Origin of the sequence: Desulfovibrio fairfieldensis (assembly GCF_001553605.1) — a bacterium.
Taxonomy (GTDB): Bacteria; Desulfobacterota; Desulfovibrionia; order Desulfovibrionales; family Desulfovibrionaceae; genus Desulfovibrio; species Desulfovibrio fairfieldensis.
Window position 1 is genome coordinate 1,292,362 of sequence record NZ_CP014229.1, and the last position, 14,106, is coordinate 1,306,467.

Sequence of the window (14,106 nt, forward strand, 5' to 3'; positions counted from 1 at the left end):
CTGGCTATTCCAGATCCCAGGCCTGTCCTTCCGGCGTATCCCGCACGCTTACGCCCAAGTCGAGCAATTCCCGGCGCAGGGCGTCGGAGCGGGTAAAATCCTTCTGCATGCGGGCTTCCCGCCGCTGGCGCAGCAGATCTTCCACACGGTCCATATCCAGGTTTTTACGAGCGGCGCGCATGGCGCGCAGTTCGGTCAGAAATTCGGCGGGATCCCTGCCGAACAGGCCCAGCTGAGCATCCCAGTCGCGGGCGCGGGCCAGAAAATCCTCCAGCAGATCCCGCGTGCTTTCAGCCGCGCGCAGATTTTTTTCTTCCAGCAGGCGATTGACGATGCGCACCTGGGAGAAGATTTGGCCCAAGGCCTGGGCCGTGTTCAGGTCGTCGTCCAGCGCGGCTTCAAAGGCCTGGGGCAGGGCAGCCCATTCCGCCGACAACTCGGCGGGCAGAGGCGTCTTTTTCCATGAGGCGCGCTCCAGAGCCTTGCGGGCCTCCATCAGGGAAGAATAGACCCGGTGCTGGGCTTTTTCCGCCTCGTCCATGCCTTCGGCGGTAAAATCGATGGGGCTGCGATAGTGCTTGCCCAGCAGGAAAAAGCGGAGAGTTTCGGGCAGATAGCTTCCCAGAATGTCGCGGATGGTTTTGAAGTTGCCCAAGGATTTGGACATTTTTTCCGCATTGACCTGCACAAAGCCGTTGTGCACCCAGTAGTGGGCCAGCTCGCAACGGCACACGGCTTCGGACTGGGCGATTTCGTTTTCATGGTGCGGGAAGACCAGATCCTGGCCCCCGCCGTGGATATCCAGGGGCAGATAGGGGCTGCTCATGGCCGAGCATTCAATATGCCAGCCGGGACGGCCCTTGCCCCAGGGGCTGTCCCAGGAGGGCTCGCCGGGCTTGGCGGCCTTCCAGAGGGCGAAATCCAGCGGATCTTCCTTTTCTTCGCCCGGCGCCACGCGCGCGCCCGAAAGCAGTTCATCCAGGCTGCGGCCGGAAAGTTTGCCGTAGGGCGGGTAGGAGCGCACCCGGAAGTAGACGTCGCCCGACGGCGTGGCGTAGGCCGTGCCCTCGGCGATCAGCTTGGCGCAAAGCTCCTGGATCTGGGGGATATATTCCGTGGCGCGCGGTTCCAGGTCCGCGCGCAGCACCCCCAGGCGATCCATGTCTTCATGAAAGGCGTCGATATAGGTTTGGGCCACTTCCTGCCAGTCGCGGCCTTCCTTGTTGGCGCGGTTGATGATCTTGTCGTCCACATCCGTAAAATTGCGCACAAAGGTGACTTCCAGGCCCAGATGGCGCAGATGGCGGACCAGTGCATCGAACACCAAGGCGGAACGGGCGTGGCCGATATGGCAGTAGTCATAGGCGGTGATGCCGCAGACGTACATATGCACTTTGCCCGGCCGGACAGGAATGAATTCTTCTTTTTGACGGCCCAGAGTATTGTAAATCTGCATGATGATCCTTTAGGGGCTGTTCCTGAATGATTCTTGCTTTTAGAGTAATGCACGTTTGAAAAGAGTGAATTGCTCCAGCAGGAGTCCCAGAGCCGGTCCTTGGTACTGTCCTGGAAAAAAGCGGCGGAAACGGCCGTCGGCCAGCCCCCGCCTCAGACGGGAACCTTGAGCAAATCCAGGCGGCGCTGATGGCGGCCCCCTTCAAACTGGTTTTCCAGAAAGGTTCCCACGATCGCCAAAGCCAGCTCCACGCCCGTGACACGCGCGCCCAGGCAGAGCACATTGGCGTTGTTGTGGCGGCGGCCGAAGCGGGCGTGCAGCTCGGTGGTGCAGAGCGCGGCCCGGATGCCGGGATGGCGGTTGGCCGCCAGAGACATGCCGATGCCCGTGCCGCAAATCAGAATGCCGGGGCAGTTTTCTCGTTCCACGGCTTCGCAGAGTTTATGGGCGAAGACGGGATAATCGCAACTGTCTTTGGAATAGGCGCCGTCGTCGATGACCTCATAGCCGAGTCCGGTCAGATGCTGGGCCAGGGTGGCTTTCAGGTCGAAGCCGGCGTGATCCGAGGCCAGATGGATGCGTTGCATAAACTCTCCTTGCAAAGAAAAATGGACTACTGCGCCTTGTACTGGGAAAGCGGCAACAAAGGCACGCCTTCCGGCAAGGTAAGGCGCATCTGCTCTTCGGTAAAGGCCTTGGCCGGTTTTTCCCTTTCCTTGACCAACAGGATGGCGCGCTTGCCGTTACTGTGGGTCAGAGTCAGGCGACGGGGCAGCGGCGGCACGGCGTCGTCGTAAGCGATTTCCATGCTCCAGCCCTTGCCGCCCTGCGGAGCTTCGCGCCAAGCCACGGGCAGTCCCTCGGCATTGAGGTTTACGCTGCCGCCGGGCTTGCCGCTCAGCTCGTAGCGCGCCAGGTCGTCGGGCAACAGCGCGGCGGCGGTGTGTTCCGCGCCGAACACAGCGGCATAGCGGCCGTTGAGCAGGTCCGCCAGATGTTCCAGATCAAAGGGCACGGGCACGCCCACCTTGAGCAGCGGTTTGACCGCGCCCTGGTAGAAATAGGCTTTGTTTTCGCCCGGGCTGTAGACCAGAAAATGCTGGCCGTCCTCCAGGATTTTTGCCACCACCGCACCCACGCCGGCCATGACGTCCAGGCGCAGCTGGCGTCCGCCGTTGCCCCAGAACAGGGCCGTGACCCGACGGGTGTCGCCCTCGGTGCCGAAACGCAGGCTCATTTGCAGGCGGTAGGGCGCGAGCGGCGCGGCGTCGCTCGCGCCCGTGAACTTTTGCCAGCGGTTTTCCAGGCGGGCTTGTGCTTCCGGGCCCAAATCGGCGGTGGAAGGCTGCTTGGCGCAGGCGCAGGCCAGAAGGAAACAACAGAGAAGGGCGAGTTTTTTCATAGTGTTGAAAGACGCTGGCGCAATGCTTCGGCATTGGCGGGTTTGAGGTCCAGGGCCTTCTGGTAGGCTTTGCGGGCCTCGTCTTTGAGGCCCGAGCGCAGAGCGATGTCGCCGTAATGCTCCCAAATGGAGGAATCCACCTGATCACCCAGCTTCACGGCCCGGCGGATTTCTTTCAGGGCCTCTTCCTGGCGGCCGGACTTGAACAGGGCCCAGGCCAGGGAATCCACAATATAGGACTGATTGGGCGAAAGTTCGTCGGCCCTGACCAGCAGTTTGACGGCCCGTTCCAGATCCCGGTTTTCCTCGGCCAGGGTATAGCCCACATAGTTCAGGGCTTGATAATTGTCCGGGTGGTTGGTCAGAATGCCTTCCATTACCGTGAAGGCGTTCTTCTTGTCGCCGGTTTCGTCCAGCAGGGAACCGAGCAGAAAGGCCAGATCCGTATTGTCCGGCCAGGTCTTGACAGCCGCGCGGGCCACTTTAAGGGCGTCCGCCATCTGCTTCTGGCGGGCCATCAGACGGATTTCAAACTCCCAAAAGTCGGGCACATCGGCAAAATCCTTCTGGCCCTGGCGCACCACCTTGAGCGCCTTTTCGTTCTGTCCGGCTTCGGCCAGCAACTGGGCGCGCAACAGACGGGAGCGGCCGGCGCTTTTGCTTGTGGGCGGCATTTTGTCCAGCCAGGACAAGGCCATGGGCAGATCCCGGCGCTGCTCATAGGTCAGATCCGCCAGCAACAGGTAGACCTCGCCGGGCGCGCCGCCGTCGGCCACGATCTGCTTGAGCAGGCTTTCGGCCTGGAGATAGTGGCGCGAATCCATGAACATGCTGGCCACCGTGAGCTTGAAGGGCACGGTGTCCGGGCCGAGGCGCATGTACTGGAGCGCCTTCTCGGGCTGTTTCAGGCGCAGGGAGATGTTGACCAGCCTGAGGGCCACATCCTGGGTGGAAAAATTGAGCTTGATCAGTTTCTCATAGACCGTGCGCGCTTCGCGCAATTCCCCGCGCTGCTCGTGAATGAAGGCCAGCTCGGCCAGGGCCTCCACAAAGTCCGGCATTTCCTTGACGGCTTTCTGGAGATAGGGAACGGCGTCGTTCTGGCGGGCCATGCCGATCAGCGCCCTGGCGTGATAGTAGTCCACCAGGGGGGAGCGCTGCTTGGCCGGAATGCTGTTGAGCAGCTTTTCGGCTTCCGTGAACTGTTTGCTTTTGACCAGCAGCAGGGCCAGTTCCAGACGGGCGTCCAGAGAATCCGGATGTTTTTGCAGATAGGCGCGCATCAGCGTCACGCCGCGCTCGGGCATGCCGTGCTCCATGAGCGCTTCGGCATAGAGCAGATTGAGCGACATGTCTTCGGGCCAAACGCTCAGGGCCTGTTCCAGCAAAATCACGGCATTGGGGGACTTGCGGCTCATCAGCCAGACGCCGCCCTCCATCCAGACCTTGGCCGGAACCGGAGATTCCTTGAGCATGGACGCGGCCTGCAACAGGGCCGCCTCGTCCTCGTCCAGCAGGGCCTGGGCGTAGAGCAGATAGGCATAGGTGTTCCGCGCTTCGGGCGAGAGTTCAGCTTCCAGCGGGCGCACGGGCACGTCCTGCAGGCTGGCGGGCTCCTTTTGCAAGGGCGCGGGCTTGTCCTCGGCGGCGGATTGCCCTGAAGTCTGTGCACCCTGTGGCTTGTTGCCGGCGCAGCCGCCGCAGCCGAGGAGCGAAAGCGAGGTCGTGGCGGCCAGCGCCAGGGCGCAGAGCAACGCTATGGTTTTACGTTTCATTATAATTCAATGCCGTTCGGTTAAAAAAGCCGCAACCACGGCGATATTTTTGAAAGCAGGCCCCAACAAGCAATAATGCTTCCATGTGATGCGTCAAAGCGAAGCATTTTGCACGCCGCGCCGCTGTCCGATTGTCGGGCGGACAGCGGCGTTTATGATTGTATCCATGCGTCTGAAAAGTCCTTGATGTCCAGGGTGAGGTGTTGGCGGATTTTTTCCAGAAGCCGGGCCTCAAGCTGGCGGACGCGTTCGCGCGTAACGTTATACCGTTCGCCTATCTCGCGCAAGGTGACGGGTTCGTCGGTGAGCAGACGGTTCTGCAGGATATACACTTCCTTTTCATTGAGCTTGGGCATGATGGTTTTCAGGCGCGAGCGCACCAGGCCCGCGATCTCGTCCGAGGCCAGGGTGTCCTCAATGCCGGGGCCCAAGGCGGGCAGAAAGTCCATGCGGCTGGCCCCGCCGGAATCCTCGCCCACCTGGACGTTGAGCGAGAGGTCCGTGGAGGCCAGGCGCTGGTCCATCTCATTGATCTGGTCCTCGGTCACGCCCAGGCGTTCGGACAACATGGCCGCGTCGGGATCGTAGCCCTGGGCGATCAGCTTCTGGCGCTCGCGGTTCAGATTATAGAACAGCTTGCGCTGCACCTGGGTGGTGCCGATCTTGACCATCCGCCAGTTGTCCATGATAAACTTGAGGATGTAGGCCTTGATCCAGAACGAGGCGTAGTAGGAGAACTTGATGCCCTTGTCGGGATCAAATTTGTTCACCGCGCGCATCAGGCCCACGTTGCCCTCCTGCACCAGATCCAGCACGTTCTGCATCCAGCGGCGCTGGAAGTCCATGGCGATGCGCACCACCAGCCGCAAATGGGAAGACACCAGCCGGAAAGCCGCGTCAGGGTCGTTATGGTCGCGCACGCGAAGAGCCAGCTCATGTTCCTCTTCGGGCTTGAGCATGGGAAAGCGGCTTACCTCGCGCAGATAGAGGTGCAGGCTGTCGCGTGTGCCCGCCGGAGAGGGCAGACGCGGCACGCTCGGGGCGGGAAGGGCGCCGTCGCTTCCTTCCTCCAGGGCCAGCTCCGGCTCGGCATCCTTGTCGTCGTCCACATCCAGCACTTCACCCGCTGCCAGTTCTTCGCCGTCCAGCAGATCCAGCGTTTCCAGATTCTGTTCTTCGTCCTCCCCGGCTTCGCGCGGAGCCTCAAGCACTTCGATTTCAGGCTCGACTTTTTTAGGGGCCGTATTGCTTTTTCCACTCTTATGCCGCGTGGAGGGGGCTATCTTATTATTTTTTTTCATTTTATTTATACTCAATCACTGCCGCTCGGAACAGGCGGCAATGCTTTATGCTATAGTTTTGGTTTGTCCTTTTCAATGTTTTTCAGTACTAAAAACTCAGCCGCGACCCGGAAGGCTTTTCCGGTCGGGTAGTGCTGAAAAACGCAAGCCTCGCGTCAAGAGACGCTTGTCGCAACCCCAATAGGGGAATGCGCGCCGCCAATGACGGCGGGGCGAGCCGAAAAGCGTGGTTTTCGGCGTAGCGGCCCCCGTGCCTGTTAAACGCCGCAGGCGTAATTATGACACCGGGCGCTTGTTGCTTAGTTTTTTATACAGCCTTTGAAGGCGGAGAGCAAAAAATGCCGGTCCTCGCCCCGTGCGGGTGATCAGCGTGCCCGTGTCCGCCCGTAACAACAAGAAGTGGATAAAATGGCTGACATGACATTCAGACAGGCGCTCGGCCTCGGGCGTCCTCTGCTGCTCGACGGGGCCATGGGCACCATGCTGCAGGCCTCCGGCCTGCCCGTGGGCATGAGTCCGGAACAGTTTTGCATGGAAAGCCCCCAGGTATTGCGGGGCATCCACAAGGCCTATCTGGACGCCGGGGTGGATCTGCTGACTACCTGCACCTTCGGCGGCAATCCTTACAAGCTGCCCAAGGAACTGGACGTCTTCGCTTTCAACAAGCGCATGGCCGAAGTGGCCCGGGAAGCCGCACACGACGCGGGGCGGCCTGTTTTTGTGGCCGGCAACGTGGGACCCAGCGGCCAGTTCGCCAAACCCTTGGGACCGGTGGAGCCGCGCGAGCTCATCGCCGGTTTTGCCGCCCAGATCCGCGGCCTGGTGGCCGGTGGGGCGGACCTGATTTTTGTGGAAACCCAGTTTGACCTGGCCGAGGCCCGCGCCGCTGTGGTGGCGGCCCGCCGGGAATGCGATCTGCCGGTCATGGTCTCTATGACCTTTGAGCAGGGCGTCAGCCTGACCGGCTCCAGCCCGGCCATTTTCGCCGAAACCATGCAGAATCTGGGCGTGGACGTGGTGGGCACCAACTGCAGCCTGGGCCCGGACCAGATGCTGCCGGTGGTCCGGGAGCTGCTTGAAACCTGCGCCTGCCCGGTCATGGCCGAGCCCAACGCCGGTCTGCCCGAGCTGCGCGGCAATGTGACGGTCTTTCCCCTGGGTCCCGAGGAATTCGCGCAAAAAACAGCAGCCTTTGCCGGACTGGGCGCACGCATTCTGGGCGGCTGCTGCGGCACCACGCCCCGGCATCTGGCGGCCCTGGCCCAAGCCGTGCGCGGCATGGACTACAGGCCTTCGGAAGCGGCGCGCCGGGACGGCATTTGCCTGACAAGCCGTTCACAACTGGTGCGCATCGGCGCGGGCGAAGCCCTGGTGATTATCGGCGAGCGCATCAATCCCACAGGCAAAAAAGTGCTCACCCAGGAATTGCAGGAAGGCCGCTTTGACGCGGCTCTGCAACTGGCCGACCAGCAGGTGGAGGCCGGGGCCGGGGTACTGGACGTCAATGTGGGCGCATCCCTGGTGGATGAAACCAGCCTGCTGCCCGAGCTGGCTCAGCGCCTGATCGGGCGGCTGACTCTGCCGCTCTCGCTGGATTCCTCCAACGCCGAGGCCATTGCCAAGGCTTTGCCGTACTGTCCCGGCTCCTTTCTGGTCAATTCCATCAGCGGCGAGGCCGATCGCATGGATGTGCTGGGTCCGCTCTGCCGGGATTACGGCGCGCCTTTCATCCTGCTGCCGTTACAGGGCGCGAAGCTGCCGGTGCAGGCTTCCGAGCGCATCCGCATTGTGGAAAATCTGCTGGAGCGGGCGGCCGGTCTGGGCATTCCGCGCCGCCTGGTGATGGTGGACATCCTGGCGCTGGCCGTGTCCTCCAAGGCCGAAGGCGGCCGCCAGTGTCTTGAAATGGCGCGCTGGTGCCGTTCTCAGGGCCTGCCCACCACCTTGGGGCTTTCCAATACCTCTTTCGGCCTGCCCGCACGTGAACTGCTCAACGCCACTTTTCTGTGCATGGCCGCGGGCGCGGGCCTCACGTCCTGCATTGCCAATCCTTCGGCCACGCGCCTGCGCGAAGCCGTGGACGCCATGCGCGTGCTCGGGGCCCATGATCCACACGCCGAATCCTTCATCGCCTCCTATGCGGAATGGAAACCGGCGGGCGGCGTGACCCTGCGCCAGGGCGACAAGGCCGGGGCCGCCAAAACCCTGGGCGAGGCCGTGCTGACCGGCGACAAGGAAAACGTGCTGCCCCTGCTGGAGGCGGAACTGGAGGCCGGAGCCGACCCTTTTGCCCTGGTGCGGGATACGTTGATCCCGGCCATCACTGAAGTGGGCGCGCGCTACGAACGCCGGGAATATTTTCTGCCCCAGCTCATCCGCGCCGCGGAAACCATGCAGACGGCTTTCAGCCATCTCAAACCCCGGCTGGAAGCCAACCGGGGGCCCGAGGAGCGTCCGGTAATCGTCATGGCCACGGTGGAGGGCGATATCCACGACATCGGCAAGAATATCGTGGCCCTGCTGCTGGGCAACCACGGCTTTGACGTGGTGGACGCGGGCAAGGACGTGCCCGCCGAGGCCATTGTGGCTTGCGCCCTTGAGCACAACGCGCGTATCATCGGGCTCTCCGCGCTGATGACCACCACTATGGTCCGCATGGAGGACACCATCCGCCTGATCCGGGAGCGCGATCTGCCCATCAAGGTCATGGTGGGCGGCGCGGCCGTGACTCAGGCCTTTGCCGACGCCATCGGGGCCGACGCCTATTGTCCGGACGCGGTGTGCGCGGTGCGCGCGGCCAAAACCTTTGTCTGATTTCGTCCGCCGCGTGTCCCGCTCAGGGCGGCGTCGCGTTGCATTTATTCGTATTCTTCAACTTTCACATTAAGGTTTGTCATGAAAAAAATATTCCTGCCCCTGCTGCTCTGCCTTCTTCTGCCCTGCGCCGCCTGGGCTGAAACGCTGCCCTCGCTGAATCTGGCCGGTTTGACCGATCTGCTGGCCAAGAACAAGGGCAAGGTGGTGATGCTCAACTTCTTCGCCACATGGTGCCCGCCCTGCCGGGTGGAAATCCCGGAACTGATTAAGACCAGCAAGGCTTACGCGGACAAGGGCGTGGTGATCATCAGCCTGTCCGTTGACGAGGACCCCGCGCCCGTGCTCCCCTTTGTCAAAAAAATGGGCATGGATTATCCGGTGTATCTGGCCGGACGGGACATCACCCGGGCTTATCAGATCAGCAGCATTCCGCATAACGCATTTTACGCCAAGGACGGCACGCTGGTGCTTTCCGAGCCGGGCATGGCCGACGAAAGTATGCTCAAAATGGTTATCGACAAGCTTTTGAGCCAGAAATAATGGAAAACGACTACCTGACCCGCAAGGCCCATCTGGACGATGTGAAGGCCATGCACGGCCTGTTGCTGGCCTGCGCCCAAAAGGGCCTGCTGTTGCCGCGCGCGCTGATTTATCTGTACGGGCACATCCGCAATTTTTTTGTGGTGGAGGCCCTGGACGGCGAAATCGTGGCCTGTTGCGCCCTGGCACCGGTTTGGGAGGATCTGGGAGAGATCTGTTCCCTGGTGGTGCGTGACGATCTGCGCCGTCAGGGCCTGGGGCGGCGGATGGTCGCGGCCTGCATTGGTGAGTGCCGCGAACTGCATCTGAAAAAGATTTTCGCTCTGACCTATCAGGAAGCGTTTTTTACCCGTTTAGGTTTCAGAGTGGTGGAAAAAAGCGTGCTGCCGCAAAAGATCTGGGCTGATTGCGTACATTGCGCCAAATACCCGGATTGTGATGAAACGGCGGTCTTTCTGGACGTGCCCGGCGCATTGGAAACTGTGTCCGCGTGCCCGGCGGCCGCCGGGGAAAGATAGGGGGAAGCATGGCTGAGACGCTGCGGGTCAAGGAACTTAAATCCGTGTTCACCCCGGAACAGATTGCCGTGCGCGTGCGTGAGCTGGGCGTGGAAATCGACGGCCTGTACGGACAGGAACCCTTGGTGGCCATATGCGTGCTCAAGGGGGGCGTTATCTTTTTCAGTGATTTGGTACGTGCTTTGCATAACCAGAACCTGGAACTGGATTTTGTCCGTCTGTCCAGTTACGGCAAGAGCTCGGCCAGTTCCAAGCATGTGATCTTCAACAAGGATGTGGAAGTGGACATCCGCGGCAAGCACGTGCTGATTGTGGAAGACGTGGTGGACAGCGGCCACAGCATGCGTTTTCTGCTGGACCAGTTTGCCGCCCGCCAGGCGCGCAGCCTGCGTCTGGCCGCTCTGGTGGACAAGCGTGAGCGCCGTCAGGCCGACGTGAAGGTGGATTTTGCCGGTTTCGTATTGAATAAGGGTTTTATTGTCGGCTACGGCCTGGATTACGCCGAACGTTATCGGACGCTGCCCGGCGTCTGTGAGATCATTCCTGAATAGCCTTGTTTCGGCTCCGGCGGCCGGACCGTTTTGTGGAGTATTGGCATGGAAGTAAAGTGTCCGCATTGTACCAGCCGTTTCAATCTGCCTGACAACCTGGCCAAGCCGGGCGTCAAGCTGCGCTGTTCGGTCTGCAAGACCGTATTTCCCTTTGCGCCCGAGCCCGAAGCGGTCTTGCCCGGCGAGGACGAACTGCCGGATATGCAGGAACGGCCGTCCGGCGGCCGCCGCAAGTTCTGGGTGGCCCTGGCGCTCATTCTGCTTTGTCTGGGAGGCGGCGCGTACTGGTATTTCGGCGCGCGGCATCCTGATACGCCGCCCACGGAACAGGAACTGGCCAAAAAGGTCGAGTTGCTGACTATGCGCAATGTGCGCCAGTATTATGTGGATAATGAAAAGGTGAAGGGCAGGGTTTTTGTGATTGAGGGCCGGGTGGTCAATGAGTTTCCGCAACCCAAGGAACTGATCACCGTGGAGGCCGCCATTTACGACAAAAACAAAAAGCCCCTGGCTACCAAGACGCAGCTTGCGGGTACCCAGCTTTCACTTTTTCAGTTGCAGGTGCTCAGTGAGAAGGAGATGGAATCCTTCCTGAACAACAAGGTGGAGATTCTTGCCAACAACACCAATGTGCGGCACGGCGGCGAAGTGCCCTTTATGGTGCTGTTCTATACGCCGCCCGAGGATGTGGCCGAGTTCGGCGTGAAGATCGTGGACGTGAAGGATGTGCCTGAAGCGGAAAAATAACCGTCGTCCCTTTCAGTTTTTTAGATATCCCCGTTTCCTTTCCGTGCTGGATGGAAACGGGGATATCTGCGTTCATGGGGTATTCTGCACCGGCCTTTGGAGCATTTCAATTTTGGAATGCCCTAACGCCGAACACGGTGAGGTGCGCCGCGAAGCGGCGTGGATTCCGAAAAAACCGCGTTTTTTGCCGGAATGACCCCTTTGAAACGTGTAGCCTTTCATCAGACGGCCTGTTGCGGCAACGTCGCCGCCGTGGACTTTGTTCCACTCTCCACGCCAGGGCGGGGTTCCGTGCCGCTGGCCCGCAACCTGCCGATGCAGACCGTGGAGACCGCGCTGATGACACCGGCCACGGCGAGATAGCCACAGAGATACCAGGGTTGGGAGTCATTGGCCTGCACCAGAATGGTGGCGATCATGGGCGTGAGGCCCGAGGCGAAAATGCCGGAGAACTGGTAGACAAAGGAAATGCTGGAATAACGCACCGTGGCGTCGAAAGCCTCGGAGAAAAGGCTGGCCATACTGGCGTAGGCCGCGGCGTAAATGATGCCGAAGGGGACGATCAGGGCCAGGAAGGTCAGCACAAGATTGGCGGAATAATTGTGGAAGACCCAGAATACGGGATAGGCCGTCAGACCCAGCAGCAGGGCGGCGAAGCCGAAAATGCGGCCCTTGCCCACGCGGTCGGCCAGCAGGCCCCAGAAGGGAATGAAGCAACCCATGACGGCCGAGGCCGCCACCACGGCCATCAGGGCCACAGTGCGGTCCACACCGCAGCTCTGGGTGAGATAGGTGAGTGAGAAGACGCCGAAGACATTGAAGGCGATGCCTTCCACAAAGCGCGCGCCCACGCAGGCACCGAGTGTCTTGGGGTAACGCCTGAAGGCTTCCAGCATGGGATAGCGGATCTGTTCCACATCTTTCTTGGCCTCGGAGAAATCTTTGGTTTCCTGTACCGAGGTACGGATGTACGCTCCCACGAAAACCAGGACGGCGCTCAAGATGAAGGCCAGTCGCCAGCCCCAGCTGATGAAGGCCGCGTCGGACAGCAACAGGGAGAGCAGACCTACCACGCCGGAAGCCAGCATCAGGCCCAGGGAAAGGCCGATCTGGGGCAGGCTGCCGTAAAAGGCGCGTTTGTGGGCCGGGGCCGACTCAAAAGCCATGAGCACCGCGCCGCCCCATTCGCCGCCTAGGCCGATGCCCTGTGCCAGACGGCAGACAACCAGCAGAATGGGCGCCCAGATGCCAATGGTTTCGTAGGAGGGGATCAGGCCGATGAGCACTGTCGCCACGCCCATGATCTCCAGGGTCAGGATGAGCATTTTTTTACGGCCGATCTTGTCGCCGAAATGCCCGAAAATAATGCCGCCCAGAGGACGGGCCACAAAGCCTACGGCAAAGGTGGCAAAAGCCAGAATGGTGCCCATGCCCTCGGAAAATTCGGGGAAGAAAAGTTTGTTGAAGACCAGCCCGGCCACCACGCCGTATAAAAAGAAATCATACCATTCGATGACCGCGCCCACCAGCGAGGAAAGGACGACGCGCCGCAGATTTTTTTTATCGTGGCTCATGTGCTTTCTCCTCTCAGGCTAGGCGCAACACACGCTTGGCGTTTGCGTACATGATGTTCTCGCGGACATCCGTTTTCAGTTCAAAGGCCGCATAGGCGTCCAGGGCGTCGGCCAGTTCCACGAAGGGATGAGCGCTGGCGAACAGAACCTTTTCGCCGATGAGATCGTTCATGGCCCGCACGTAGAGACCAGCCTGGGGGGAACGCTCGTATTCCGAAATGTCCATATAGACGTTGGCGTTGCGCAGGCAGGTGTAAATGGCCTCATTGACGAAGGGATAGCCGCCGTGGCTCATGATCAGGGTCAGTTCGGGGAAATCGCTGGCCACCTTGTCCACATCCCGCGGGTCGGCATATTCCAGAACGGCGCCCGGCACCTGCGGCGGCGGGGCCATGGTGATGAAGACCGGCACGTCCAGTTCGCAGCATTTGGCGTACAGGGGATAAAAGCGCGCCTCGGAAGCCGGGATGTGGGCCAGATATGGGTCAACGGCCATACCCCGCATACCGTATTCGTTGACCGCATGTTCAATTTCGCGCACGGCAGCCATTTTTTTATGCGGATCAATGCCCCAGAAGCCCGCGAATTTTTGCGGATATGCCCGGCAAAACTCCAGCACGCTCTTGTTGTTGGCCGGAAATCCGTAGGTGGTTTCACAGTCACGGCCCGTAATCACGCCCAGCTCCACGCCGAGGCGGTCGAGGTCCGCCACAATGTCGGGCAGGGGCTGGGCCGTGCGGGCGTCAAAGCCTATGGCTTTGCAGGCCGCCTTGAACATGGCGCTGTTTTTGATGCCGTTGATAATTTCAGGCGTATTGGGCCGGAAACGGAAATCAATGACTTTCATGATTGGCATTCTCCTGAGCCGTCTGAGGTTGAGGGGCGTGCGTGCGGCCCTGGCGGTCGTCGTTTGCTTGTTTCTCACCGGGAAACGGGCGTGCGCGGAACGCAGGCGCGGAAATGGGAAAGTTCTCCTTCCATGGCCAACGCAGGCCTTGTTTTGTGATTTTTTTGTTTTGCACGATGCATGCCAATTCAGGATAAAAGTGTATCCTTGCGCTCATAATTATTATTGTTATTTTTCAGTATGTTATATTTAGAAGAGATTGAGAAAGCCGGGCCGCATATGATTTATGTCGCAGATTTGCGACATGAACCGGAGTCGCAGGTTCAGGACTGTCCTCCAGATTGTGAAAAGGGATTCATACAGCGAGCATGGGTCTTGGAAGGCGCGTTCCGGACACTTTCTGGCGGCAGGGTCGCAAATTTGCGTCGCAAATTTCAGGACTTTTGCTGGGATTTGCTCCTGAGTGGTGCAAATCTGCGCCGTTTGCGAAAGAAAGGACGAGCGACTGGGGACTTTATGGTTCGTTCTTTTTTATTTTCAATGCATATCAGTGGGTTAAAGATGTGGCATGCCCCATG

The 14,106-nt window shown here is 60.2% G+C and carries 12 protein-coding genes; 5 read left to right on the plus strand and 7 right to left on the minus strand.

Features of this window, described 5'->3' with window-relative positions; all coding sequences use genetic code 11:
* Positions 1–4 precede the first annotated feature (4 nt).
* The 5 genes from cysS to AXF13_RS05475 form a co-directional block, all read right to left on the minus strand.
* Positions 5–1,456: a cysteine--tRNA ligase gene (gene cysS / locus AXF13_RS05455; protein WP_062251956.1), complete on the minus strand. Its 1,452-nt coding sequence runs from the start codon at positions 1,454–1,456 to the stop codon at positions 5–7.
* 152 nt (positions 1,457–1,608) lie between these two features.
* Positions 1,609–2,043, minus strand: coding sequence for a ribose 5-phosphate isomerase B (rpiB, locus tag AXF13_RS05460; protein WP_062251957.1), 435 nt, complete (start codon positions 2,041–2,043; stop codon positions 1,609–1,611).
* A 26-nt stretch (positions 2,044–2,069) separates the two neighbouring features.
* A complete protein-coding gene (locus AXF13_RS05465) occupies positions 2,070–2,858 on the minus strand; it encodes a hypothetical protein (protein ID WP_008684359.1) in 789 nt (262 codons plus the stop codon).
* Positions 2,855–4,633, minus strand: a complete 1,779-nt coding sequence (locus tag AXF13_RS05470; protein WP_062251958.1) for a tetratricopeptide repeat protein — start codon at positions 4,631–4,633, stop codon at positions 2,855–2,857. Before AXF13_RS05470 ends, AXF13_RS05465 begins: the two co-directional genes overlap by 4 nt.
* Before the next feature lie 152 nt (positions 4,634–4,785).
* Positions 4,786–5,934 (minus strand): sigma-70 family RNA polymerase sigma factor, encoded by a 1,149-nt coding sequence (locus tag AXF13_RS05475; protein ID WP_009301702.1) that lies wholly within the window; start codon positions 5,932–5,934, stop codon positions 4,786–4,788.
* Between the two features lie 417 nt (positions 5,935–6,351).
* On the opposite strand from AXF13_RS05475, the gene AXF13_RS05480 reads away from it, so the two are divergent.
* From AXF13_RS05480 to AXF13_RS05500, 5 genes are all read left to right on the plus strand, one after another.
* Positions 6,352–8,748, plus strand: a complete 2,397-nt coding sequence (locus AXF13_RS05480) for a homocysteine S-methyltransferase family protein (RefSeq protein WP_417926386.1) — start codon at positions 6,352–6,354, stop codon at positions 8,746–8,748.
* A gap of 81 nt (positions 8,749–8,829) precedes the next feature.
* A complete protein-coding gene (locus tag AXF13_RS05485) occupies positions 8,830–9,291 on the plus strand; it encodes a TlpA family protein disulfide reductase (protein ID WP_062251960.1) in 462 nt (153 codons plus the stop codon).
* On the plus strand, positions 9,291–9,809 hold the full coding sequence (locus tag AXF13_RS05490; protein ID WP_062251961.1) for an N-acetyltransferase: 519 nt from the start codon (positions 9,291–9,293) through the stop codon (positions 9,807–9,809). Before AXF13_RS05485 ends, AXF13_RS05490 begins: the two co-directional genes overlap by 1 nt.
* An 8-nt stretch (positions 9,810–9,817) precedes the next feature.
* Positions 9,818–10,360: a hypoxanthine phosphoribosyltransferase gene (gene hpt / locus AXF13_RS05495; protein WP_008684345.1), complete on the plus strand. Its 543-nt coding sequence runs from the start codon at positions 9,818–9,820 to the stop codon at positions 10,358–10,360.
* A gap of 45 nt (positions 10,361–10,405) precedes the next feature.
* The gene (locus tag AXF13_RS05500; protein ID WP_062251962.1) at positions 10,406–11,107 is read left to right on the plus strand and encodes a zinc-ribbon and DUF3426 domain-containing protein; all 702 of its coding nucleotides are present in this window, start codon (positions 10,406–10,408) and stop codon (positions 11,105–11,107) included.
* A gap of 221 nt (positions 11,108–11,328) precedes the next feature.
* Here the strand turns inward: AXF13_RS05500 and AXF13_RS05505 are convergent, their stop codons facing one another.
* Positions 11,329–12,681 (minus strand): MFS transporter, encoded by a 1,353-nt coding sequence (locus AXF13_RS05505; protein WP_062251963.1) that lies wholly within the window; start codon positions 12,679–12,681, stop codon positions 11,329–11,331.
* 13 nt (positions 12,682–12,694) lie between these two features.
* Complete coding sequence (locus AXF13_RS05510) at positions 12,695–13,528, minus strand: amidohydrolase family protein (RefSeq protein WP_062251964.1); 834 nt, start codon at positions 13,526–13,528, stop codon at positions 12,695–12,697.
* Between the last annotated feature and the right edge of the window lie 578 nt (positions 13,529–14,106).

Bases quoted from the DNA above. Each gene is read 5' to 3' on its own strand.
- cysS (WP_062251956.1), bottom strand. From the start codon at position 1,456: ATGCAGATTTACAATACTCTGGGCCGTCAAAAAGAAGAATTCATTCCT.
- AXF13_RS05475 (WP_009301702.1), bottom strand. From the start codon at position 5,934: ATGAAAAAAAATAATAAGATAGCCCCCTCCACGCGGCATAAGAGTGGA.
- hpt (WP_008684345.1), top strand. From the start codon at position 9,818: ATGGCTGAGACGCTGCGGGTCAAGGAACTTAAATCCGTGTTCACCCCG.
- AXF13_RS05510 (WP_062251964.1), bottom strand. From the start codon at position 13,528: ATGAAAGTCATTGATTTCCGTTTCCGGCCCAATACGCCTGAAATTATC.
- AXF13_RS05465 (WP_008684359.1), bottom strand. From the start codon at position 2,858: ATGAAAAAACTCGCCCTTCTCTGTTGTTTCCTTCTGGCCTGCGCCTGC.
- AXF13_RS05505 (WP_062251963.1), bottom strand. From the start codon at position 12,681: ATGAGCCACGATAAAAAAAATCTGCGGCGCGTCGTCCTTTCCTCGCTG.
- AXF13_RS05485 (WP_062251960.1), top strand. From the start codon at position 8,830: ATGAAAAAAATATTCCTGCCCCTGCTGCTCTGCCTTCTTCTGCCCTGC.
- AXF13_RS05470 (WP_062251958.1), bottom strand. From the start codon at position 4,633: ATGAAACGTAAAACCATAGCGTTGCTCTGCGCCCTGGCGCTGGCCGCC.
- AXF13_RS05480 (WP_417926386.1), top strand. From the start codon at position 6,352: ATGACATTCAGACAGGCGCTCGGCCTCGGGCGTCCTCTGCTGCTCGAC.
- AXF13_RS05490 (WP_062251961.1), top strand. From the start codon at position 9,291: ATGGAAAACGACTACCTGACCCGCAAGGCCCATCTGGACGATGTGAAG.
- AXF13_RS05500 (WP_062251962.1), top strand. From the start codon at position 10,406: ATGGAAGTAAAGTGTCCGCATTGTACCAGCCGTTTCAATCTGCCTGAC.
- rpiB (WP_062251957.1), bottom strand. From the start codon at position 2,043: ATGCAACGCATCCATCTGGCCTCGGATCACGCCGGCTTCGACCTGAAA.